Here is a 23501-nt window from a genome sequence, read left to right as displayed (position 1 = left end):
ATCAGACCTCGGAATGCTTTATCCTGGGCACGTAACGTCCGGGCGCCAGGATGCAATTGGGGTCGACTGCAGCTTTCAGTTGACTGGCAAGTCGGGTGAAAGCTGAGCCACCGGTATTCAGGATGCCCATCGCGTCGATGTTCAGGCGATAAGGCAGGAAACCTTCTTTTTGCCCCGCGTCGAACAGTGCGCGATAGCAATCATTGGCCCGCGCTGTCGCTTTCGCGTCCCTGCGGTCAAAAAGCAGGGGAACGGTAGAGTCGAAGCAGCGATCATTCACGGTGGTCAACGTAATCAGCGGGTTGACACCGTACTGCGGGCAAATTCTCTCAATCATATCGATATAGCGTCGAACGTCGTTTCCCCGAATCGGAACCAGCGGCGCGAACCAGATCAGCCCACAACCGTCGCGTGCGGGGTTTTTTGGTTGTCCGGGTTCCGGCAAGGTGCCTGAGCGCCAATATGCCAGCGCCAGCGCGACATCATTCGGGGTGCCATGCATGATTTCCAGCGCGCCGGAGAGCGTATCTGCCATGCCCTTCACCCGTGTAGCCAGCCTGCCGGGCAGTACGCGGGCAATATTCCGCACTGCGCCAACTTTCCGCCGGTTGATAAAGATAAGACGGTCAGTCACCGGGCCCAGAAGCCGCCGTAGCGTGCGTCTGGCGGCCCTGGCTACCTCTTTCGAAGCATAAATCGCGCCGACCCCGCTCCACGCCGGAACACCGTGACGGTTGGCGAGAGCGTCAATTTCGTGAGCAGGCAGAACGCCGTCGACGGCCTTATCTTCGGGGAAGGGCGTCATCATCGAGAGCATGCGCTGGCTGTTAAGCAGGTTAATCGCCACCACCGAACCGCCGAGTGCCCGTAGCACAGCCCGAACGGTGGGTACCAGTGCTTCCAGTTTGGCGTCGTCTTTTGTGGAAAAGAAAAATGCAGTCACGGTGTCGGGCACTGGCGCAAGAGCGATGGTTATATTCACAACCACGCCAAAATTCCCCTGGCTGAATAGCCCGTCGAGATAGGGACCCAGGCCCCATTTGAACAGACCGTCAACTTCCGCACCGCCAAGTTCGCTGAGGGGTGTCCGGTAAAGGGTACCGTCGGGGAGAATCGCTTCCAGCTTCGTCACCGCAGCGAAATGGTCAGTGATGGGGGTGATGCCATAACCCCGTTCGAGCGCGTTACCAAGAATACTGCAGGTAGGGCCTGCGCCGGTCACCGGAACTAGGTAATTACCGTCATGGCGGTCCAGGAAGTCTCTGAGAGCGCCTTGCGTTACGCCGGGCTCAACGGTGACGACGCCCAACTCGGGATCAAAATCGGAAATACGGTCAAGCCCGCCAAGATCAAGGATGACGCAGCCATCTTCGACCGGATTGGCACTGCCGTAGCCCCAGTTATTGCCGGTGCTCACAGGGTAGACAGCGACCTGCCACCGTTGAGCGACCTGCAGAACCGCTGCGACCTGCTCCCGGGTCTCTGGGCGGAGCACAGCCGGAATGGAGCGCTTTGTTCCTATTGTGGAGGCGCCGACGTCATCTGCTCGAGCTGCGCGGGCCACAACGACACCGGATTCGCCCAGAATAGTGGTCCATTCGGCAATTGCAGACTCGGTAGAGGTGCTATTTACTGGCATTTCCATGATTTAGCGACGCCGTTTATTAATGCGTTGTTAAAGCTTACTGACGGGTTGTTCATCGTTGGCGGGGTGATTATAGGCGAGATAAGGCAATCAGAACCACGTTGCAGCATTACGGCTTCGAAAAGGGACTGATTTAAAGAACTGAATTGCAAACAAGCAGTTAAATTGAAATCAGAGAAATACTGTGGGGGTTATTTATTAAAATAATTTAAACTGATTTATGTGATAGCTTGTCAGCAAACGTAAATCCACTGATTTCAGGGGATCTTTTATTATTTAATTCGTTGAAATCACCATCGGTTAAAACTTTTGGTTGTTATTGTTGTGTATGTAAATACGACATATATTCAGTAAATATATTGTTAGTATAGATACATACATACTGAATTTCACGGGTTCTTCAACTAGGCTCAAACAAATAATCATCAGGATCAGGAGAACAGTTAAATGTCAGCAACATTCGATCTCAACGAACGCCCCGACTACGATGAGCTCATCCAGACCATTGCCGATTACACCCTCAGCTACCGGATAAAAAGCAAAGAAGCCTGGAACACCGCCCGTAACTGCCTAATGGACACAATAGGCTGCGGCTTACTCGCCCTGCGATTTCCAGAATGCACCAAACACCTCGGCCCGCTCGTTGAGGGCACGGTGGTCCCCCATGGTGCCCGCGTTCCGGGAACATCCTTCCGGCTCGACCCGGTAAAAGCCGCTTGGGACATCGGCTGCATCATCCGCTGGCTGGACTATAACGACACCTGGCTTGCGGCCGAATGGGGCCACCCCTCAGACAACCTGGGGGGTATTCTTGCGGTGGCTGACCATCTCTCCCAAAAAAGGGTGGCAGATGGCAAATCGCCCCTGACCATGAAGGATGTGCTCGAAGCCATGATCATGGCCCATGAAATTCAGGGTGTGCTGGCAGTGGAAAATTCTTTTAACCGGGTAGGACTGGACCACGTGGTGCTGGTCAAGGTGGCATCCACGGCCGTCACCGCGAAACTGATGGGCGCAAACCGGGAGCAACTGTTATCAGCGCTGTCCCACGCCTGGGTAGATGGCCAGTCATTGCGCACCTACCGTCACGCTCCCAACGCAGGTTCCCGCAAATCCTGGGCAGCAGGCGACGCCACCTCCCGAGCGGTGCGCCTGGCCGACATCGCCATGAGGGGAGAAATGGGCATTCCGAGCGCGCTGACTGCGCCCCAATGGGGCTTTTACGATGTGTTGTTCAGCAAAACCAACAAAGACCAGGAGCTCAAACCTGAGGACAAGCGGCAGTTTACCTTACCTCAGGACTTCGGGTCCTACGTGATGGAAAACATCCTGTTCAAGATCTCCTTCCCGGCGGAATTTCATGCCCAGACTGCAGCAGAGGCAGCAGTAACCCTGCACCCTCAGGTCAAGGACCGCCTAGACGAGATTGACCGTATTGTCATCACCACCCAAGAGTCCGCCATTCGCATTATCTCCAAACAAGGTAAGCTGGCGAACGCCGCGGACAGGGACCACTGCCTGCAATATATGGCGGCAGTGCCACTGATCTTCGGCAGCCTGACGGCCGAGCATTACGAAGACAGCTTTCATGAGGCCAATCCGGTCATCGACCAGGTTCGTGAAAAGATGGAAGTTGTGGAAGACGAAAGGTACACACGCGAGTACCTGGAAGAGGACAAGCGCTCAATCGCCAATGCGATCCAGGTGTTCTTCAAGGATGGCAGCAGCACCGACAAAGTCGCGGTCGAATACCCCATCGGCCACCGTCGACGCAGAAAGGAGGGGATCCCGCTGTTGGAAGACAAATTCCGCAACAATCTTGCCACCCGATTCCCTGGACAGCGCTGTGAGCGGATATTCCAGCTTTGTAAGGACCAGAAGGCGCTGGAAAGCATACCGGTGCACGAGTTCACCGGGCTTTTCGTGATATGAAGGTGATACGAACAGGTTACAGGTATGTCAGATCTGTTTACACACCTAAAGGCAGAGGGCCCATAAGTAACTGAAATATAACAAAACGAAAATGTGGCACGAACCATGCGGTCGGTACTCCATTGAAAGCAAATTACATCAGATCAATGGAGTACTGATATGAACCGGATAACAATCATCCTCGCAACCGGACTGCTCTTTGGCGCCTGCTCCTGGGCCAGTGCAACCCCTCTTTTGTCCATCAGCACCCAGGGTGCAACAGCGGCAGGGCTGGCCGAGAGTGACTTCCTGGCAACCCTGAGCGGTGGATATCTTACTGAAACCTTCGACGACAACGCCTATTACACTCCGGGTTCCCAGTCGGTCACCCTTAATTCCCAGGCCGGTGTCGGTTCCTTCACCAGAGTGGTAGCCGGTTCCGGCGGTCTCTGTGACAGTGGCAGCTATGATTGCGATAACGGCCTTGCGGTACTGGATGCAGGTACAACCCCATTTCGTTCTTGGGCTCGTAGGGCTGTTGGTGGTTCGTAAAAAAAAGAAAGTGTAAGCCAGACCCACAAAAAGGGAAACTGACGACTTGGCAGCCTGGAGCCGTCAGTTTCTTTTACACTGGAACTGGTGGTTTTGTTCGCTGACGATTGCAGTTACAGAAATTTACAGTACACTGCTGTTCACGTAACGCTGTATGTAAACGCACTGGATGCGTTTTGTCATTGTTGTGAGCAGCAAAAAGGAGTTGGCGTGGCCCACGTCAGATTGTTCAGACACTACATCCACCTTCCGTATGTCATTCTCGGCCTGATTGATTTTCTGGTGCTCGCGTTTGCCTTCGCGTTGGCGGTGTTCTTTCGCTATTTCGGTGATGTTTCCTTCTTCCTTGAGAACCTGAATTTCCTGCTGCCATCAGCAGTCATGTTCTCTGCAATAAACCTGCTGGTCATGGTCGCACTTGGGGTTCATCAGTCCCGCCTGGAAGAAGGTATGTCAGGCATGATGCTGCGCACGATCATGGCGCTGATAGTCAGTATCCCGTTGTGCGGTTTCGCCTACCTGCTATCCAACGAGTGGCTCTGGTACACCGGTTCGAGCAGTGTGCTAACGACGGGTTCGGTGTTCGGCTTTTTCCTGTTGGGCACTTTTCGCTCACTCTTTTTTGCCACCGTCGGCAAAGAAACCTTCAAACGAAAGGTGCTGGTGTTGGGTGCAGGGTTCCGCGCCAGGCAGATTCATGAAGACCTGAGGACGCCTTTCAATCGCAAGGGCTTCATACTGACAGGTTTCGTGCCCCTGCCGGACGAACCGGTCGAGATCGGTGAAGACTACCTGCTGAACATTCCCACCACACTGCAGCAATACATTCTCAAGCACCCGGTCCATGAAATTGTGGTTGCCGTAGATGACCGTCGCAAAGGGCTGCCCATGGAAGACCTGCTGGAATGCAAAATGGAGGGCGTACGAATTGTAGATGGCGCGTCATTCTATGAGAGGGAATCCAGAAAGGTAGCCCTGGAAATGGTTACCCGTGGCTGGCTTGTGTTTTCTGACGGATTTACCGTTTCCTCCGTGTTCGGGTTTGGCAAACGCTCCCTGGACATACTGTCGGCTACCGTTCTTATGTTGGCCGGGCTGCCACTGATGCTGCTGACTGCCATTGCCATCAAGATCGAGGATGGCCGCAAGGCGCCCATTTTCTATAGCCAGGAGCGGGTAGGGCTGAACGGCAGAGTATTCAAGGTCTATAAATTCCGTTCAATGAAAACCGACGCCGAAAAAAACGGTGCCGTCTGGGCCAGCCAGAACGATGCCCGGGTAACCCGGGTAGGAGCATTTATCCGCAAGGTGCGGATTGACGAATTGCCACAAATTTTTAATGTTCTGAATGGCACCATGGCCTTTGTTGGCCCGCGCCCTGAAAGGCCGGTATTTGTAGAGCAGTTGTCGGATAAGATTCCCTTCTACAGCGAGCGCCACCGGGTCAAACCGGGATTGACGGGCTGGGCCCAGCTTTGCTTTGCTTATGCAGATAACGAAGAGGATACGCGGGAAAAGCTCCGGTACGACCTCTACTACATCAAGAACCAAAGCCTGTTGCTGGATCTATTGATTATAATTCAGACAGTAGAAGTGGTATTGTTCAAGAAAGGATCAAGGTAGTTTCGGGACCAGCTCTCCCCGAGACATGGAAACAGACATGGAACCAGAGAGGAATTACGATGTCATCGAAGTATTCACTGCAGGGTCTCCTGCTGACCTTCACGGCGGTAGCGTTTGTTGCGGGTTGTGCAGGCCCCCAGTCATCGTCGAAGCAAGCCATTGACGAAGCCCTGAGCCTACAGACCGCAACAAGCGTTGATGAGTACATTCTCGGCCCAACTGACGCAATCCAGATCTCGGTCTGGCGTAATCAGGACTTGAGCATAGGCGTTCCCGTCCGCCCGGACGGTCGGGTGTCCATGCCTCTCATCGGTGATGTAATGGCCACCGGTAAAACGCCGGAACAGCTTGCCACTGAGATCGAGATAGGTCTGGCAAGTTATATCCGCGAACCCCAGGTAACCGTCGTGGTTACATCAATGGGTAGCCACGAATTCAGCGACCGTGTGCGGGTAACGGGTGCGGTTAATCAGCCTATCTCCGTGCCCCACAGTCCGGGTATGACAGTCCTCGATATGATTCTCAGTGCTGGTGGGGCCAACCCCTTTGCAAACCTGAACAGCGCGATGCTTTACCGTGCTGTTGGCGACAGGATGGTAGCCATCCCCGTTCGTTTGGACGATATCCTTAGTGAGGGCAATGTAGCCACCAACTACCGTCTGCGGCCCGGAGATATACTGACCGTACCGGAACGGAGTTTCTAGGATCAGCGACAACCGTTGCTTGAAGCGAATCGCGAAACCGGTCAATAGGTAAGACAGATGGCACTCCCACTAAGTCAGCTCCCGTCAGAAACGATCAGAGAGGTCCGGTCACGAAAGTGGCTGGCCTTCCTGCTTTTTGCCATAATCAGTTTCGCTGTACTGGGGGCCGGGTTTGTATGGCCCTACAAGTACCAGTCGCAGGTTGTGATATTTGTGGATGACCAGAATATCATCCGCCCGCTAATGGAAGGCAGTGCGGTAACCACCGAAATCAGTGAGCGAACTTCGGTGGTCAGGGAAATGCTCTGGTCCAGGGACGTGATGTCACTGGTTGCGAAAGACAAGGACATCTTTGGCCAGAATGCGGATCAGCTCAGTGATGAGGCGCTGGAACGCCGAGTCGAGATGCTTCGCTCCAACATGAATGTACGCCCCCGTGGCGACAGCTACTTCAGTATCGGCTACACCTCTGAGTCGCCCATGCAGGCTTTCCGGGTTGCGCAACGGCTGGGACAGCTTTTCATCTCAGAAAACACAGCAAGCAAACGCAAGGAAAGCCGAAACGCCTATGACTTTATCGATAAACAGGTCAAAAGTTACGAGTCCATCCTGGCCGAAGTCGAGCAGAAGCTGAAGAAGTTCCTCTCAGAGAATGTGGATGGAACAGAAGCCGAAGCGAACTCACGCATGGCCAATCTGCGCCGGCAACTGGAACTGGCCCAGATGGAACGAACTGAACTGGAAGCGCGAGCTGAATCGCTGCAGTCCGGGCTGCAGGACGTTCAACCGATGCTCAGCCAGGGCCGCACTGTCGACGCGTACACCCGCCGAATTCGCGAGAAAGAAGCGCAACTCGATGACTTGCGGTTGCGGTATCACGATACCTACCCGGACATTGTCGCCCTGAAAGAACAGATTGCTCAACTGGAAAGGCAACGGAATAGGGCTGCCCAGAGCGGCACACTGGGCGAGGCTGTCACAGGAGGCGACCAGTTGGTGAACCCTCTGTACCAGGACATCAGCGCAGAGGTGGCCAAAACCCGTGCCGACATTCGTACGCAGGAGTCGCGTATCGATTCGCTTCAGCGCCTGATTGCAGAGCAGGAAAAGCGCATGGAGCGCATCCAGGAAAACAAGGCGCAGTATTCCGAGCTTACCCGGGATATGGAAGTGAATGAACAGATCTACAACGATCTGCTCAGACGCCGTGAAAAAGCCCGGGTATCCATGCACCTGGACATCGAAGGCCAGGGGCTGAATTTTCGCATCAACGAAACCGCCCAATATCCCCGGGATCCAATTGGCCCTCAGTTCGGGCTGTTCGCGTCTGCAGGCCTGATTCTGGGAGCCCTGGCTCCGTTTGGCCTGGCAGCAGGCGTGTTGCAGGTCGACCCTCGCATAAGGGCCCGCAAGCAGCTTGAAGATGGTATCGGCCTGCCCGTGCTGGCCGAGATTCCACAGGTACGAACACCCTACGAGAAACGCAAAGACCGTTGGTTAACCGTTTCAGTCTCTGTATGCGCCGTGCTGGTGGTCGCTGCCTATGGCGGGGTTGCCGGCGCCGCGCTGATGGGAGTCATTTGATGACAGAGCAAAATCAGGACAGGGAAAGGGAAGAAATGGAAACGGATTCACGCCCCCGCGATCAAACGTCACGTGCCGTTGATTTGAACGGAAGGGAACGAACGGGCGATTTGCAGAAACAGAGCGAGGCTTCCGATAGTGAGCGTAACAGTGGCTTTTCCCAGTGGGAAGACTCCCGCATGCTGGTGCCGAGCTCTCTGGAACTGGGCCCTGGTGCTGTCGACAAGTACGTCATCAGCAAACAGATCGTCAAGATGCAGGAGCCCCGCCGGCTCACCCGCGACGACATGGATGAGCGGCGCATCATCTATCCGGAGTCCCAGAACCGGGCGCTGGTTAACCGGTTCCGCCACCTGCGCACCAAACTGCTGGAAGTGTCGGGCGGCAACAACTTTACCATGGTAGTCAGCGGAGCCAGCGAAGGCGCGGGCACGTCGTTTATGGCACTCAACCTGGCAGCCGCGTTTGCCTTTGACCAGTCCAAAACCGCACTGATCATCGACTGCAACCTGCGCAATCCCACGCTGCATTCGCAGCTGGACCTGGCAGCCGATAACGGCCTGACAGACTTTCTGGAAGATTCAGACTACGACATCGCGCGGATTATTTATCCTACAGGCATTCCACGCCTGCGGCTGATACCGGCCGGCAGCCAGCGCGACACACCGGCGGAGTTCTTTACCTCATTTCGCATGAAGCAGTTCCTGCAGGCCATACGCCGCCGCTACCCGGACCGTTTCATTGTGCTGGACACTGCGCCCATCAGCGATTCGCCGGATGCCCGCATTCTCGGCGACCTGTGTGATTACTCCATGCTGGTGGTTCCCCACGGCCGGGTAACCGCCACCATTGTAGAGAATGCCGCCCAGGCCTTTAACCCTGAAAAGTTTGTAGGAGCTGTAATCAATGGCTGATGTGCAAGGATCAGGGAAGATCCGGTGGATTACCTCCATCGGCACCGGCATTCTGGTAGCGGCAGCAGGCCCTGCTATTGCAGCCACCAGCAGCCTGTCGGGCGGGATTGATAACCGTTTTACCGACAACGCCCGACGCGCTTCGTCCAATGAGCAAAGCGATCTGGAAACCCGTGTAAATGTGAATGTTGGGTATCTGAGCGACCCGGGGCAATGCACATCCGCCGTGGATATGGGTGTCGGCTATGGTTACTGGCATGAAGACACCTTTGATTCCGAGGTGTTCACCAACGGCACCCTGCAAGGGCAGTGCGAGTTGGCCAGAGGATTGGTGTGGCAGGCTTCCGACACCGTTAGTCATGTTACACGGGACACCCGCGGATCCGACACACAGGACAACCTCACCCGCAAGAACGTGTTCCGCACCGGCCCGGTGTATACCATGCAATTAACCCAGGTCGACCAGCTGCAGTTTTCTGCCAACTATGAAAATACTGATTTCGAAGAACCGGAAGAGCAAGACAGCGAACGTGTTACCGGTACCGTTGCTTACAACCACAGCTTCAGCGACACACTCCAGGGGGGGCTGTCTGCCAGCGCCGAACGAACAGAGCTGGACACCGGTCAGGAACTGGACCGCGAATCCGCTGTTGTGACCTTCAACAAAACCTGGGTAGCAACCCAGGTTAGCGGTTCCCTCGGTAAAAACCGCCTGGAAAGCAGGTTTGGCAGCCAGTCGATTTCGACCGACGGCATTACGGGAACCTTCAGTCTGGTACGGGAAATAACCCCTAACAGCGATTTTACCCTGTACGCCGACCACAGGCTGACAGACCGGACCTCCACTCTTGGCCTTCAGTTCGACGATTTCAATTTTAACCTGACCCAATCCGCCGCTGTCGAAGTTACAGTGGTAAGAACGGGATACAACACCCGGTTCAGCGACGGCTCTACATTCAGGGCGGAGCTCTCTGCCAGCCGAAGTGATTATATTCAGACAGGCGAGCGAGAGGAACAAAGCGGTATTGACTTGGGCTATTCCCGCCCGATAACCCAGATTCTCTCCTGGTTCACCGATGTCGCATACCGGCACCAGCGCTTTGAAGACGAAGGCGCCGAAGACCACTTAGCTCAGTTGTCTGCCGGGCTTGATTACCAACTGAGCCAAAGAATGGATGTTCGCTCTGCCATAGGGCACCAGCGTAAGGCGAGCGACATTGTCTCCAGGGATTATTATGAGAACTGGATTGCGGTTTCCCTTAATTACAAATTCTTCTGAAATCATGTCCGGTACCCGCCATCTCAACCAGCTTTTCACCTATGGTGCCTTGGGCCTTGTTGGAACTGCAAGCCATTACCTGGTGTTGTATCTGTTGGTGGAGATTGCGGGGCTTGCGATCCTGATCTCGTCGAGTGCGGGCTTTGTGACCGGCGCAATTATCAATCATGAGTTGAACCGGCGCTTCCTGTTCCATCGAACTCAGCGCAGCTACGGCGGCTCAGCTGTAAGGTTCTTTCTTGTGGCAGCAGCGGGTTTCATTGTGAATCTGTCAGTTATGTATGTTCTGACAATCGTATTTTCTACCTACTACCTGGTTGCCCAGGTGGCAGCCACCGGGTTGGTGTTTCTGGCCACTTTTCTGGTCAACAAGTTGTGGACCTTTCAGGCTTAAAGGATGTGCTGAATGGAATCGCTCGCAATCATTGTTCCGGTTTACAACGAAGAATCGGTACTCCAGGAATTCTATCAGCGTACGTCGGCTGTACTGAATGACCTGGACGGAATGAGTAGCACGATTCTGTTCATTGATGATGGCAGTTCGGACAACTCGGTGGACATTATCCGGGACCTGATTCGAAAAGATGATCGCCTCTCATTGATCAGGCTGTCCCGGAACTTCGGCAAAGAAGCGGCTCTTACAGCAGGCCTTGATCATGTGGATGCCGATGCCGTGATCATTATCGATGCCGATTTGCAGGATCCACCAGAGCTGATTCCCCGCATGATCCAGTTGTGGCGAGAAGGTTATGACACCGTCTATGGTCAGCGAACTGAACGCTACGGGGAATCGTTCGTCAAAAAAACCACTGCCAGCCTGTTTTATCGGTTCATGGCCGGAGTAGGGCGAGTTGCGATACCGCGGGATACTGGTGATTTTCGTCTCATCAGCCGACGAGCGGTTAATGCATTGCGTAGCCTGTCTGAATCCAATCGGTTCATGAAGGGGCTGTTTTCGTGGATAGGCTACCCACAAGTGGCGTTGCGCTATTCCAGAGATCCTCGCCACGCTGGCGATAGCAAATTCAACTACTGGAAACTCTGGAACTTTGCCCTGGACGGGATTACCTCCTTCACCACTCTGCCTCTCAAAATGGCATCATACCTGGGGATGCTACTTGCCTTCGGCTCTTTTATATACGGTGCCTACGTCATCATTAAAACGATTGTGTGGGGCGATCCGGTGCCCGGCTATCCGTCGCTAATGACCGTGGTGCTGTTCATAGGTGGTATCCAGCTGATGTTTCTGGGAGTACTCGGCGAGTACTTGGGGAGAATGTTTGATGAAACCAAGCGCAGGCCTCTTTATCTGATCCAGGAGCATATTAACAATGGAGCTGAAAAGTGACACAACCGGATGTGTCGAGAGCTGAATGGATTGGGTGGGCAGCGTTGTTAGTTGCTTCCCTGGCGGTCAATATTACGTTCGGCATTGGATACAGCATAACGGAAGGGCTGTGGTTTGATGAGGCGCTTACTACCTACTTCATCAGCCTGAGCTGGACCGATCTTGGCCAATTTATCTCCCGTTACGAAGCCAACATGGCCTTGTATTATGGAGTGCTCAAGCTCTGGGGTGCCATCTCTTTCTCTGAACTCTGGCTGCGACTTTTTTCACTAGCTGCATACGCAGCTGCCATATGGCTTTTTTCCCGCACCTTGCGGGATCATTTCGGGGCCAGGGCAGTGGCCGCGTTTGTGGTTCTGATGTTGGTGCATTTTTTCCTTGTTCGGTTCAGCGTCGAGATCCGTGGCTATGCGCTTGCCATGTTCTTCATGGCGCTGCTCTGGTTCAGCTGGGTGCGAATATGTATCGAAGGGAACGCTCGCTTCTGGAGGGTGTATATCCTTGCCGGAGCCCTGGGCATTCACTCACATTTCTTCGTGGCCCTTGGAGTTTTCTGCCTTGGCATTTTGGGGCTCTCCCGATGTCGCGGTCAGTTCGGCCGATGGTTCCTGGCGCATTGCCTCATAGCTTTGAGCTTTCTGCCAATTCTTGCATTTGTAGTTTTCAAGGAAAGCGGGCAACTCTCATGGATTGAAACGCCGAACATCAAGTCCCTGATTTATCTGTTTTTCGAATTTTCCGGCGGATCACCGGAAGCAGGACACATCGTGCGTTATACCCTGGTCCTGCTCTCGATGGCATCGCTGGTTGCGGGGTTTGTGGGATTGGCAAAAAAGCGGGGCAAAGGAAGTGACAAGGCAGTTTCTGGCCAGGTGTTGTTCTGGTTGGCCGCTGCCGTCGCATGCGCAGGCCCTGTTCTGCTGGTATTTGCGGTTTCCCAGTTGGAGCCTGTGTTTGCCGGGCGCTTTTTCGTGCCTTTTATTCCTTTCTATCTGATGCTTGTCGCCATTGGATGTACTGTGTATTTGCGACGCTTCTCGATTGTTCCAGTAATGATTCTGGCTGCTGCTTCCACGGTGTCAGCCCACAACTACAATCAAAGGGAGCCTAACCGCTGGGCAGAGCCCTATGAGTTTCTCTCAGGGCATTGTCAGAGTGGCGACGCAGCTGTATTTCTGACGCCCAAAGGGCGGTCAGCGGTTCAGTTTTATGACAGGCAATCGGAGAACGGCTGCGGTGTAACTCCGATACCACATGAATTGAATGCTGACACCTATTTTGTGCCAGCTGATGAGTACCCTGAAAAGCTCCAAGAACTGGAAAAGTTCAACAGGGTCTGGTTTGTACTGACCCACGTGACGGAAAAGGAAGCTCAGCTGCTAACCACCTATCAGTCAGAAGTGGAACAGGTGATAGGGACGTGTACCTCTGCATACCAGAACAGTGCAGTGGAAATTCTTGAATGTGCGCAAAGCACCCCGGGAGAACCGCAATGAGAAATAACACAACTCCCATACAGAATGCCCTTACCATTGATGTCGAAGATTACTTTCAGGTAGCAGCGCTTGCAGAAGCGGTTGACCGAAACGACTGGCACTCCATGGAGTACCGGGTGGAATCCAACGTGAACCGCTTGCTCGAACTCCTGGACAGCGAAGGCAGCAAGGCAACTTTCTTCACGCTGGGATGGGTAGCGGATAAGTCACCTGAGCTTGTCAGGGCTATTCAGAAAGCGGGCCATGAAGTAGCCAGCCACGGCTATAGCCACCAACTGATCTATAACCAAACGCCGGAGGTTTTCCGGGAAGAAACACGTCGCTCCAAGAAAATTCTTGAAGATATCACCGGAGAGGCGATCACAGGCTATCGTGCTGCCAGCTATTCGATTACCAACCAATCCCGTTGGGCTCTGGATATCCTGGCCGAGGAAGGCTTCACCTGGGATTCATCCATATTCCCGGTCCATCATGATCGCTACGGCATGCCCGGTACGCCGCGCTGGCCCCATCGGCTGACAACGGACAAAGGCTACGAATTGGCTGAATTTCCGTTGAGTACCCTCAAATTCCCGGGTTACACGTTGCCAATCGCAGGGGGAGGGTATTTCCGTTTGTTCCCGTACTGGTTCAGCAAGTGGGGCCTTGGCAGTATCAATCGGCAGGGGCAGCCTTTCGTTTTCTACCTGCACCCATGGGAAATCGACCCGGGCCAACCACGGTTGGACGTTAAATGGTTTTCCCGATTCCGTCACTATAACAATCTGGAAGTGTGCGAGCAGCGACTGACCAGACTGCTGCGTCAATTCCGGTTTACCACCATGAGCAATGTGCTCAAGGCAGAAGGTGTGCTGGACGGCTTGCCAGTAAACACCACTGAGCAAACCCAAGTCAGCGGAGTGGCACTATGATACCGCTGATTTTCTGGTTGTCGTTTGGTCTGCTGGTTTACATATATTTCGGCTATCCATTGATGACCAGGGTAGTTGCAGGACTGGTCAACCGTCCTGTCCGCAAGGATGAGATGTATCAGCCGAGAGTTTCGATTCTGATAGCTGCCTACAACGAAGCAAAGGACATCGAAGCGACTCTTAAGAACAAACTGGCGCTGGACTACCCGGCAGACAAGCTGGAAGTCCTGGTGATCTCCGACGAATCCGATGACGGCACCGATGACATCATAGAGTGTATGGCGGCATCCGCCCGGTTTCCGATCCGCCTGTTCCGCCAGGTGCCAAGACAGGGTAAAACCGCTGGCCTGAATACCCTGGTACCGCAAACTACCGGCGATATAATCCTGTTCTCCGATGCCAATTCCCAGTGGGACAGTCAGGCAGTCAGCCAACTGTGCAGCAACTTCGCCGACCCTGATGTGGGCTATGTGACTGGCAAGATGGTCTACGTGAACGACGACGGTTCCCTGGTGGGCGACGGCTGCAGTGCCTACATGAAATACGAGAATTGGCTAAGGGAACAGGAAACCCGGTTAGGTTCCGTTGTTGGTGTGGATGGTGGTATAGACGCCATGCGCAAAACACTCTACCAGCCCCTCAACGCGGACCAGTTGCCAGACTTTGTACAACCATTAAAAGTGGTAGAGCAGGGATACCGCGTAGTCTATGAGCCCCGAGCCCTGCTGAAAGAAGAAGCCCTGAACGACAGCGACAGCGAATTCAGCATGCGTGTGCGAGTCAGCCTTCGCGCGCTGTGGGCGTTGAAAGACATGCGCCACCTGATGAGCCCCTTTCGAGACCCGGTGTTTGCCTGGCAGCTCATCTCCCACAAGTTGCTGCGCTATACCGCTTTCGTGCCTTTGATCACCCTGGCTATAAGCACCTTACTGCTGGCGCCGGCCCGTGGAATTTATACGTTAGCCTTCTTGGGCCTTGTTGTCTTCGGGGCTCTGGCCTGGACGGGCCACAAGCGGGAAGGAGAGGGACAGCCGCTGTCTGTGATCTATTCAATACCTTACTACTTTATGCTGCTGAACATCGCCTCCTACAAGGCAACGGCGGCGTTTCTCAAGGGTGAGAAGAAGGTTATCTGGAATCCAAGGAAGGGATAGGCCAACGATGGGAATCAAGGTACTACACCTGATTGATAGCGGCGGCCTGTATGGTGCCGAGAAGATGTTGCTTAGCCTGGTTCAGGAACAGCTAAAGCAGGGGCTTGAGCCGATGATACTCAGTGCGGGAGAGCCGGGTGTTGTCGATAAGCCTATTGAGGTGGAGGCGGAACGCCTGGGCTTGCCGGTAATGGCTTGGAGAATGAAGCCAGGCTTGAACATTGCGGAAAGTAGCAAAATCCTGCATTGGGCTTTATCTAGCGGCTATGACATTCTCCATTCCCATGGTTTCAAATTCAACGTGCTACTAGGCGGTCGTCCGTTAGTAATCCGCCGTATTCCTATGATTGCCACACTGCATGGGTACGTGCATGCGAAAAAATTCAGCAAGATGTGGCTCTATGAGATGTTGGATCGGGTTGCCATCACCTTTGTGCAACGTGTTGTTCTGGTTGGCGAGGCGATGAAGAAAGAGTTGCCTCCCAAGTTTGCGCAGAACAAAAAGGTGAGAGTAATACCCAATGGACTCGATGTCGAGACGATCAATGCCGAGGCAAATCGGCCGCTTGGTCAGGACATTTTGGACTTTGTTGCGCGCCATTCACCTATAGTTCTTGGGGTGGGTCGATTGTCACAAGAAAAAGGCTTTGATCGCCTTATCGATGCATTCCCGATCGTTTGTAAAGAGTTTGATAATCCCGGATTGATTCTCGTCGGCGAAGGGAAGCAAAAAGGAGCTTTAGTGCAGCGAAAGGGTGAGTTGGGTCTCCAGAGTCGAGTGCTGATGCCGGGGTATTGCAGTAATGTCCCCGGCATTCAGAAGATCGCCGATTTGCTGGTTGTGCCTTCGCATACTGAAGGCCTGCCTATCACTCTATTGGAGTCGATGGCGATGGGCTTGCCCGTACTGGCATCGCCAGTTGGAGAGATGCCTTCAGTTCTAGGTAAAGGTGAAGGTGGCTATCTGTTGCCGCCAGACTGTGACCATGACCAGCTTGGCTCATGCATAGTGAATTGTTTGCACGACACTGCGCGGCAATCAAAAGTAAGCTGGTCCTCGAAGAAGGTATCAGAGTCCTACTCAGTGCAGGCTATGGAGCTTAGCTACAGGGAACTTTATCAGTCTATGCTGGGAGTTCAGGCGTGATACGGCAGTTGAGATATATACTGACCCGTGTCTTTTTGCACTCGATGGGGCTCAGGGTTGAAAAATGGCATAGCCAAGTGAGCATTCTTTGGAGTCTGGATCATGAAGAAAGAAATAGAATTCTTGAGCGCATGCTTCAGGTGAATAGGCCCATCAACGCGGATGGTGACCCGGTTACTTCCCTTGCTGAGATAAACAGTTCCCCTTTGTTGAGCAAAGGCCGCTATAGAAAACTGAATAGCGGGACGAATAGATCTGGCACTTTCAAAAGAAAAACCTCTGGAACAACCGGTGAACCTACTACGGTGACATTGTCTCGAGAGGATCTATCGCGAATGCTTGGAGTTCGTGATTACTGCTTCAGGAAGTATGGTGTCCGAGTCGGTGACCGGGAGGCGAGGTTCTGGGGAAGGCCCGAATTTGGTCTAAAAAATAACATCAAGAACTTTGCTTTGAATCGGAAAGTCTGCTTTCCATCAGGAGATCACGCAAAGGAATCTTTAGCCAGGATACTCAATTGGGCACCGGATTACCTTTACGGTTACGCATCGCTTCTTCTTGAAGCTGCTGCGCTGATAGAAAAACATTCCATGCGTTTCAGATCTCCAAAATGCGTGATCTGTACGGCGGAAACGGTACTTCCTGCACAGAAGGAGTACCTGGCTAAGGTTTTCAATGCACCGGTAGCTGAAGAATACGGGGCCACAGAGTTCGACATCGTTGCTTTCGAGTGTCGGGATGGCCACCGCCATTTCGTGAACCCATGGCTTATTATAAAGGAGAGTGACGAATCGCTTCTGATCACCGATGTTTCGCGGAAACCAACCAGCCTTGTGAATTACGAGTTAGGGGATTCCGGGTCTATTGAAATCGCCGACTGCGATCTATTAGGAGGCTCGTCTTACCTGAACGTTTTGACCGGTAGATCAATAAATCGATTCGTATACATCGATTCTGAAACAAAGTTTCATTCTGTCGATTTATCCTACGCAATTAATGAGTTTCAGAGTAAAAAGCGAGAAATCTTCAGTTTCCAGATAATTCAAAATGAGTACGGTATCCTCAACGTATACATTAGCGATGAGCTACAGGGTGGAAATGAGGCATTAAAGAATTTTATGGAAAATTATATATTGAGGAAAACTGGTAACAGAATTTTTGTTAATGTTTCGTCGAATAAAAAACCATCGGGTTATTCATCAAAATCTTATTTTACCCAAAATATCAGTGCATCTATAGAGAATGTGGCTTAATAATGAGTGTTGACCTGGAAGTCCTTTCAGAAAAGGTAAAAAACAAAATATCCCAAGGAAGAGATAACGGAATTCCTTATATTCGTCGTTTCCTTCGTTTTTTGGCGTTGCCCTACTGTTTTTCGAAAGTTAATTGGAAGGAGTGCACAAAAAGCAAAACTCAGGTCGCATTTGATTTTTTATTCATTTTTTTTCGACTGAAGTACTATCCTGATAACTATTCCCCTTGTCGTTTATGGGAGAAGTCCAAGTCTGAGTGGGTGTATTACTATGGATCCAACTACGACCCTTATCAACGCAGACAGCTGAGAAAAAGTGTGCAGCCAAGGGCCTATGAAATAGTTTTCCAGGATAAAGTACTATCTGAAATGCTATGTACTGCAAAAAATATTGCCACACCTGAAATTATCAGGATTGTTAAAGAAGGTGAAAATATAGAGCGCGTTGCCCAAGAACTCGCCAAAAGAGAACTGAGAAATCTCATCTTCAAACCAAGATCCGGGAAGGGTGGAGGCGGTATCACCTGTACACAGTTTGAAGATGGAGAAGTCAATGCCATCCAGAAGGGGTTGGTAGTTCCTCTTGGGGGAATAAAAGCTGAGAGTGAGTTGATTGTTCAGGAGTTTATCACTCAGCATAAAGATATGAGCAGAATCTCTGAATCCACCAATACAATTAGAGCCGTTACGATAAAAAAAATTAACGGTGAAATATTGATAGTTGGTACTTATGCCCGCTTCGGAGTGGGGACGAGCAAGGTAGATAACCTGAGCCAGGGTGGCATATGCGTATCTGTGGATATCGACACTGGTAAGCTTGCGCAGAGTGGGTTTGACCGGATGAGCCAGGTATTCCAAGAGCATCCAACATCCAGGGTCCAGTTCGCAGGGTACCAGCTACCACAGTGGGAAAGAGTTATTGCCTTGGCGAAAGAAGTTCAGGCCGCTTTTGAATTCTATCCGCTTCTCGGTATGGATCTTGCGATTACCGAAAAAGGACCTGTTGTAATTGAAATCAATTCTGGATACGACAATGTGGATTTGGAGCAAGCGAGGGGGCCGATTTTGAAAAATTCAGAAGTGTGCAGTGCATTTAAGGAGTATAATTTGTTGATTAATAAGTATCAGAAGAATCTGAACCCTTAAGAACAAGGCTGTTAATGTGACTAAAGATATTTGTTGGATTACTTGGGAAGATCATCGTCGATCAATAGAACTTGCTAAAGAGCTAGGTGCTGATTACTACTTCGTAAAATCGAACGAGGCCTTTATCGTTCGGCATATTCTTAAAGCGGTCAAAACAATATCTTTAATTTATCGATACAGAAATGGGTTGGTTGTGGTGCAGAATCCCAGTCGTATTTTGGCTGCGCTAGCTGCGTTAATGAAGCTGATTTTTCGTTTCCCATTAATCGTTGATAGACATACTAACTTTCGGTTGGGAAAGGGAATAAGTCTTAATCCTGCAATATGGTTTGTTATTCTTTGCAGTGAATTCAGCTTGAAAGTCGCCGATCTCACCATCGTAACCAACGAGTTCCTGAAAAATGTCGTTGAGAAGAAGGGGGGGCGAGCTATTGTTTTACACGACAAAATCCCTGAATTGAAACAAGACGCTCAGAGTCTGGAACTCCCTGGAAAGGTAAATATATTATTCGTTTGTACATTTTCTCCTGATGAACCTTATCTCGAAGTGATAAAAGCTGCAGAACAATTGCCTAATGATTATTGTGTATTAATTACGGGAAATTATGAGAAAGCCGGTCTCGATCCTTCCTCTGATTTTATCGCCAATAACGTTCGACTTCTAGGGTTTGTCTCAAGCAATGCATATGACGCTTATGTACAATATTGTGACATGATGATGGTTTTGACAACCTCTGAGTGGGTTCTGGTGTGTGGGGGCTACGAGGCAATGGCCGCTGGAAAGCCACTTATTACCTCAGACACGATGACGTTGAAGGCTTTTTACGGTCAATCGGCTGAGTATACTAGTGCGAACAGTAAATCGATCGCTCAGGCGGCGATGAAAGTCGCCAATAACCCTGATATTTATAAACATCTTATTGCTCAGGAATGCTTAGAAAAGACAAAATTGTGGCGGAAACAGTGGTCTGAGCTGGATACGTTTCTTGAGAACGCTGAAGCGTTCTCAAGTACAACTCGCTGAATTTTTATATGTAGTAGTGCTGTTAGTATGACACGTATAGTGTAACAGTATGTATATTCCTGTGTGTACGTGACCGAAAACACCTAAAATTTGGTTAGTATCGGTGAAACTCGACTATGCAAATCAAAATCTTTGCTTGGGCATTAGTCGCAATCGGGATGGGATTTTTAAAATGAGTAAGTCCAAATTAGTCTGTAGAAATGTTGCAAATAGTTGGCGTGTAAGGAGTTGTGTATATGCTCTGCTGATTGGTGTGCCTGGGATCGGCCACACGACCCCAGCCATTGAAGGGCTTGTCGCCGGGGCAGCAAGTTTAGCGCACGACTCCACTGTCACGATTGCGGGAAGCGGGTTTGGCACCAAGGACGACAGCGCTCCGGTACTTGTCGACTATGTTAATGAAGCTTTTGAAAATGGAAAAAGAAATACACAGTACTCGGCCTATGAGGATGGCCGTGTAATCCAGGCGAGCTCAGACGATCCGGAATCGCGATGGGGTGCAGCTACGAGTGTATTACCTGTTCGCTATGACACAGATTCCGAGGCAAGACACCCATTTGACAGTGCCAGATATCATCTGTTCGGTGAAAACGTCTGGCTGGGGCGGCCCGTCGCATATGGTGGTCCGGGGGGCTGGGATACACCAACTAACAATGATCAACTTTACTTGAGCTGGTGGGTAAAGGTTGACCATAACTCACTGTATTACTGGCGCATTTATCCGTACGATATATCCGGAAAGTTTGAGGTTGGAGAAGCAATCGTTTCAGGTGGACAGGTGATTGGTGAGTTCATAGGAATTGATGATGAGGGTCTGCTGAATTTTACTTTTCCAGGCAATTTTAACTCTAACAATTTGAAAGGCATCAATTTGCTTGGCCAACGCTCCGGAGCCCGTACTAAATTCCCAGAGGAATTTAGGGCGGGCTCCGGATACGGGTTCGAAAGTCCTGGACAAAAAACTTTAAGAGTCTGGGACGACCCGGATTCACGCGGCATACGCACGAGTTTGTCCCACACTGATTATTTCGTGGCGTCCCCTTCGAACCGGGAATACATGTCGAACAGGGTGTATCAAAGGAGAGATATGGTTCCTGATGTGTGGCACCATTTCGAGGTAGAGCTAGATATAGCGAAAGGTACCTTCAAATCTTGGTTTAATGGCGAGCTTGGTGGCGTGGCAAAATTCGATTCTAGAGCAGCCTACGAGGAAGCCTATAGCCCGACAATAGCTCTTATTGGTAATAATGCAAAGCAAGACCATCTTCAGAATATGTATATCTCTGAGATATATATGGATAAAAGTGTGCAAAGGGTGATTATTGGTGACGCTCCGCGCTACGAGGATCTGACGTACTATGAGTTGCAGAGACCCATCAAATGGACCAATAGTGAGATTGAGTTTGTTGTGAACCTTGGCGCACTAGCTAGTTCTTCAGATTTGTATATCTATGTTTTTGACGAGGATGGGGTTCCCAATCAGCAAGGTTTTGAGTTGTGCACAGCAGCAGATTGCCCGGTGCCTCCACGAAAAATTGAGCTTCAAATTAACTGATCATAGGGTATCCGGGATATTTTAATTAGCAATAAGCGATATATACGGAGTTTTGATGACAGGGAAGTTTAAGCGCGAAGCTTTCAATGTTGCCAGGGAACTGAATCTGTCCGGCTGGCGTTTTATACTTGGTGCCCTGCTAAGGTCCGGTCACCACCAGCAAGGCGGCATTCCTGAAGTTCGGAATCTGGAGAGAGTTTCCAATCTGCTTTCACACTTCCCATCTTCCCCTTTTCTTCGGAAGCAAATTTCTAAAGGGTTGAGGTATGCCACGATCGTAAACAGTGCTTCAGCTGAGATTGAAACCTCAGGGATATGCCTGAGATACACTGCGGTCATCAAACCTTATGTGTCGCCGTCTGAGAAAGGTGTGTTGCTGGTATCTTTCGAAAATCAGTTACGGAGTATTCTGGACGCTGGTTTAGGTCTCGCGATTTTGGAACGTTACCACATTGTTTTTATTCCCTCCTGGACAGGTTTGTACTCTCCTGAGCTGTTCCGGCTCGCGTCCTTTGCACGCACAGAGCCGGTGTTTGTCATGCCGGTACACAGCCATGAACGAGCACTGGTAAAAAACCTGGGAGATAATTGTCATCCATTGCCTTTCAACGCAGCCAGTTGGGTCAACGCCTCATTCTTTGAGGGGGCTCCACTGGAACGGGATATCGACTGCCTAATGGTGGCCAATTTTGCAGGGTTCAAACGACACTGGCTTCTCTTCAAGGCACTAAGCGGATTGCCGAAGAATATTACGGCTACATGTGTGGGGGTGCCCTTGGGGTCCCGTACGGCAGATAGTATTCTAGAGGAGGCTCGGGAATACGGAGTTGAGGACCGGGTTGCAATCGTCGAGGATCCCAGTCAGGAAGAGTTGAGGCGTTACTTCCGCAGGGCAAAGATGTTCTGCGCGATGTCGTTTCGTGAGGGGTCGTTTATCTCGGTTGCTGAATCTCTCATGGCCGGCACTCCCGTGCTTATGTTCAGGAATGCTCACATTGGTACCAAGAGCTTGATCAATCAACAAACCGGGGCTCTGGTAAGTTCAGTCTCAGATTTGCGTGAGAAAATAACTGAATTTATGAGCTTCACTGAACATGAAACCGTGCGGCGAACTTCAGTGGATACAATCAGTGCCCAGGCTAACTCCAGAAAACTCAATGGAATGCTGGAGGAGTGGTCGGCTTCAAGTGGTAGGAAATGGAGTCAGAATCTGGAGCCTTTCTACAGTCAGCGACTGGACTTTCACTACTTCGACGAATCTGCCCATGAGCGCCTGAGGGCGGATTACGAGTATTTGTCAAAGATAGGGTGCGAGCTACCTCATTTTAATGAAATGTATACACAATAAGGGCATACGTTGACACCTGTAACTGACAATCTTGTTTCGGTGATTATCCCTTCTTTTAATAGAGAAGCGTATATCAATGAGGCAATTGAGTCCGTGCTGGCTCAGGGCTATGACCCCGTTGAGCTGATTGTTGTGGATGATGGATCTACAGACTCCAGCTACCAAAAGCTTCAGGAGTGGGAGAGTGAAGGAAGGTTGACGCTGTTGACGCACCCGGGGCACGCAAACCTGGGGCAGTCAGCCTCCATAAACGTTGGAGTGCGGCATGCCGGCGGGCGCTATATTGCGATCCTGGACAGCGACGATATGTTTGCTCCAACTAAATTGGCCGACCAGGTAGATTTTCTCGAACAGCACAAGGATATCGGAATGGTATACGGCCAGGGGCATGCAGTGGATGCCAATGGCGGTTTCCTTTTCAAGGTGCCAGGTGATGATCATACGGAATCGGGCGATCCCAATGCGATACTCCTCGATTGCTATATGGCCCTGCCTGGCGGAGCGCTCATTCGAAGCTCTGTCATGAACCAGGTCGGCGAGTTCGAAGAGTCCTTCCGGGCCGGCCAAGATCACGATATGGTTATCCGGATCTTCGAGGCGACAGGAGTGGCGTACTTGCCAAAGTTAGCATTCTATTACCGGAAACATGGTGACTCCATCAGTGCCAAGGGGCTTGAGCGGCGCTGGAAAACAGGACTAGCTATCCTAGAGCGAGCTAGCAAACGCTACCCTTACCACAGTAGTACTGTCAGAAAGCGCAAGGCAGTACTGAACTTCCGGCTTGGTCAAACGTATTGGAGAGAGGGAAACAGATTCAAAGCGCTTCCACATTTGTTACTATCAGGGGCTCTTGATCCGCTGCGTGCGTTAAACGTTTTGACGGGGCGCGAGAGGATCTGAATCATCGA

The 23501-nt window shown here is 51.4% G+C and carries 20 protein-coding genes; 19 read left to right on the top strand and 1 reads right to left on the bottom strand.

Going from position 1 to position 23501, the window contains the following annotated elements:
* Position 1 precedes the first annotated feature (1 nt).
* Positions 2-1645 carry an FAD-binding oxidoreductase gene (locus FDP08_RS03530; RefSeq protein WP_228263224.1) on the bottom strand — a complete coding sequence of 548 codons (1644 nt, stop codon included), beginning with the start codon at positions 1643-1645 and terminating at the stop codon, positions 2-4.
* 447 nt (positions 1646-2092) lie between these two features.
* Here FDP08_RS03530 and prpD point away from each other — a divergent pair, with 447 nt between their 5' ends.
* The 19 genes from prpD (at position 2093) to FDP08_RS03435 (ending at position 23493) form a co-directional block, all read left to right on the top strand.
* Positions 2093-3577: a 2-methylcitrate dehydratase gene (gene prpD / locus FDP08_RS03525; RefSeq protein WP_137434645.1), complete on the top strand. Its 1485-nt coding sequence runs from the start codon at positions 2093-2095 to the stop codon at positions 3575-3577.
* Positions 3578-3736: 159 nt separating this feature from the next.
* Positions 3737-4108, top strand: a complete 372-nt coding sequence (locus tag FDP08_RS03520; RefSeq protein ID WP_137434644.1) for a hypothetical protein — start codon at positions 3737-3739, stop codon at positions 4106-4108.
* A 210-nt stretch (positions 4109-4318) separates the two neighbouring features.
* Entirely contained in the window at positions 4319-5731 is a 1413-nt protein-coding gene (locus FDP08_RS03515) for a TIGR03013 family XrtA/PEP-CTERM system glycosyltransferase (RefSeq protein ID WP_137434643.1), read from the top strand.
* Between the two features lie 59 nt (positions 5732-5790).
* Entirely contained in the window at positions 5791-6435 is a 645-nt protein-coding gene (locus tag FDP08_RS03510) for an XrtA/PEP-CTERM system exopolysaccharide export protein (RefSeq protein ID WP_137434642.1), read from the top strand.
* 57 nt (positions 6436-6492) lie between these two features.
* Positions 6493-8019, top strand: a complete 1527-nt coding sequence (locus FDP08_RS03505) for an XrtA system polysaccharide chain length determinant (protein WP_137434641.1) — start codon at positions 6493-6495, stop codon at positions 8017-8019.
* Positions 8019-8933, top strand: coding sequence for a P-loop NTPase family protein (locus FDP08_RS03500; RefSeq protein ID WP_228263223.1), 915 nt, complete (start codon positions 8019-8021; stop codon positions 8931-8933). The genes FDP08_RS03505 and FDP08_RS03500 overlap by 1 nt, the downstream gene beginning before the upstream one ends.
* Complete coding sequence (locus FDP08_RS03495; protein ID WP_137434640.1) at positions 8926-10212, top strand: outer membrane beta-barrel protein; 1287 nt, start codon at positions 8926-8928, stop codon at positions 10210-10212. Before FDP08_RS03500 ends, FDP08_RS03495 begins: the two co-directional genes overlap by 8 nt.
* Positions 10169-10606 (top strand): GtrA family protein, encoded by a 438-nt coding sequence (locus FDP08_RS03490; protein ID WP_137434639.1) that lies wholly within the window; start codon positions 10169-10171, stop codon positions 10604-10606. Before FDP08_RS03495 ends, FDP08_RS03490 begins: the two co-directional genes overlap by 44 nt.
* Before the next feature lie 12 nt (positions 10607-10618).
* Positions 10619-11560, top strand: a complete 942-nt coding sequence (locus tag FDP08_RS03485) for a glycosyltransferase family 2 protein (RefSeq protein ID WP_137434638.1) — start codon at positions 10619-10621, stop codon at positions 11558-11560.
* Positions 11557-13056, top strand: a complete 1500-nt coding sequence (locus FDP08_RS03480; protein WP_137434637.1) for a glycosyltransferase family 39 protein — start codon at positions 11557-11559, stop codon at positions 13054-13056. The genes FDP08_RS03485 and FDP08_RS03480 overlap by 4 nt, the downstream gene beginning before the upstream one ends.
* On the top strand, positions 13053-13967 hold the full coding sequence (locus tag FDP08_RS03475) for an XrtA system polysaccharide deacetylase (RefSeq protein ID WP_137434636.1): 915 nt from the start codon (positions 13053-13055) through the stop codon (positions 13965-13967). The genes FDP08_RS03480 and FDP08_RS03475 overlap by 4 nt, the downstream gene beginning before the upstream one ends.
* The gene (locus tag FDP08_RS03470) at positions 13964-15121 is read left to right on the top strand and encodes a glycosyltransferase family 2 protein (protein WP_137434635.1); all 1158 of its coding nucleotides are present in this window, start codon (positions 13964-13966) and stop codon (positions 15119-15121) included. The genes FDP08_RS03475 and FDP08_RS03470 overlap by 4 nt, the downstream gene beginning before the upstream one ends.
* Positions 15122-15128: 7 nt before the next feature.
* On the top strand, positions 15129-16268 hold the full coding sequence (locus FDP08_RS03465; RefSeq protein ID WP_137434634.1) for a glycosyltransferase: 1140 nt from the start codon (positions 15129-15131) through the stop codon (positions 16266-16268).
* Positions 16265-17521 (top strand): phenylacetate--CoA ligase family protein, encoded by a 1257-nt coding sequence (locus FDP08_RS03460; RefSeq protein WP_137434633.1) that lies wholly within the window; start codon positions 16265-16267, stop codon positions 17519-17521. Before FDP08_RS03465 ends, FDP08_RS03460 begins: the two co-directional genes overlap by 4 nt.
* A 2-nt stretch (positions 17522-17523) precedes the next feature.
* Positions 17524-18666, top strand: coding sequence for a sugar-transfer associated ATP-grasp domain-containing protein (locus FDP08_RS03455; protein WP_137434632.1), 1143 nt, complete (start codon positions 17524-17526; stop codon positions 18664-18666).
* Between the two features lie 16 nt (positions 18667-18682).
* On the top strand, positions 18683-19690 hold the full coding sequence (locus FDP08_RS03450) for a glycosyltransferase (protein WP_137434631.1): 1008 nt from the start codon (positions 18683-18685) through the stop codon (positions 19688-19690).
* Between the two features lie 172 nt (positions 19691-19862).
* Positions 19863-21245: a hypothetical protein gene (locus tag FDP08_RS03445; protein WP_137434630.1), complete on the top strand. Its 1383-nt coding sequence runs from the start codon at positions 19863-19865 to the stop codon at positions 21243-21245.
* Positions 21246-21300: 55 nt separating this feature from the next.
* Complete coding sequence (locus FDP08_RS03440; RefSeq protein ID WP_137434629.1) at positions 21301-22593, top strand: glycosyltransferase; 1293 nt, start codon at positions 21301-21303, stop codon at positions 22591-22593.
* A 9-nt stretch (positions 22594-22602) separates the two neighbouring features.
* Positions 22603-23493 (top strand): glycosyltransferase family 2 protein, encoded by an 891-nt coding sequence (locus FDP08_RS03435; RefSeq protein ID WP_137434628.1) that lies wholly within the window; start codon positions 22603-22605, stop codon positions 23491-23493.
* Positions 23494-23501: the final 8 nt, after the last annotated feature.

The organism is Marinobacter panjinensis, assembly GCF_005298175.1.
Classification (GTDB): domain Bacteria; phylum Pseudomonadota; class Gammaproteobacteria; order Pseudomonadales; family Oleiphilaceae; genus Marinobacter; species Marinobacter panjinensis.
This window is presented reverse-complemented; position numbering and strand designations above follow the sequence as displayed.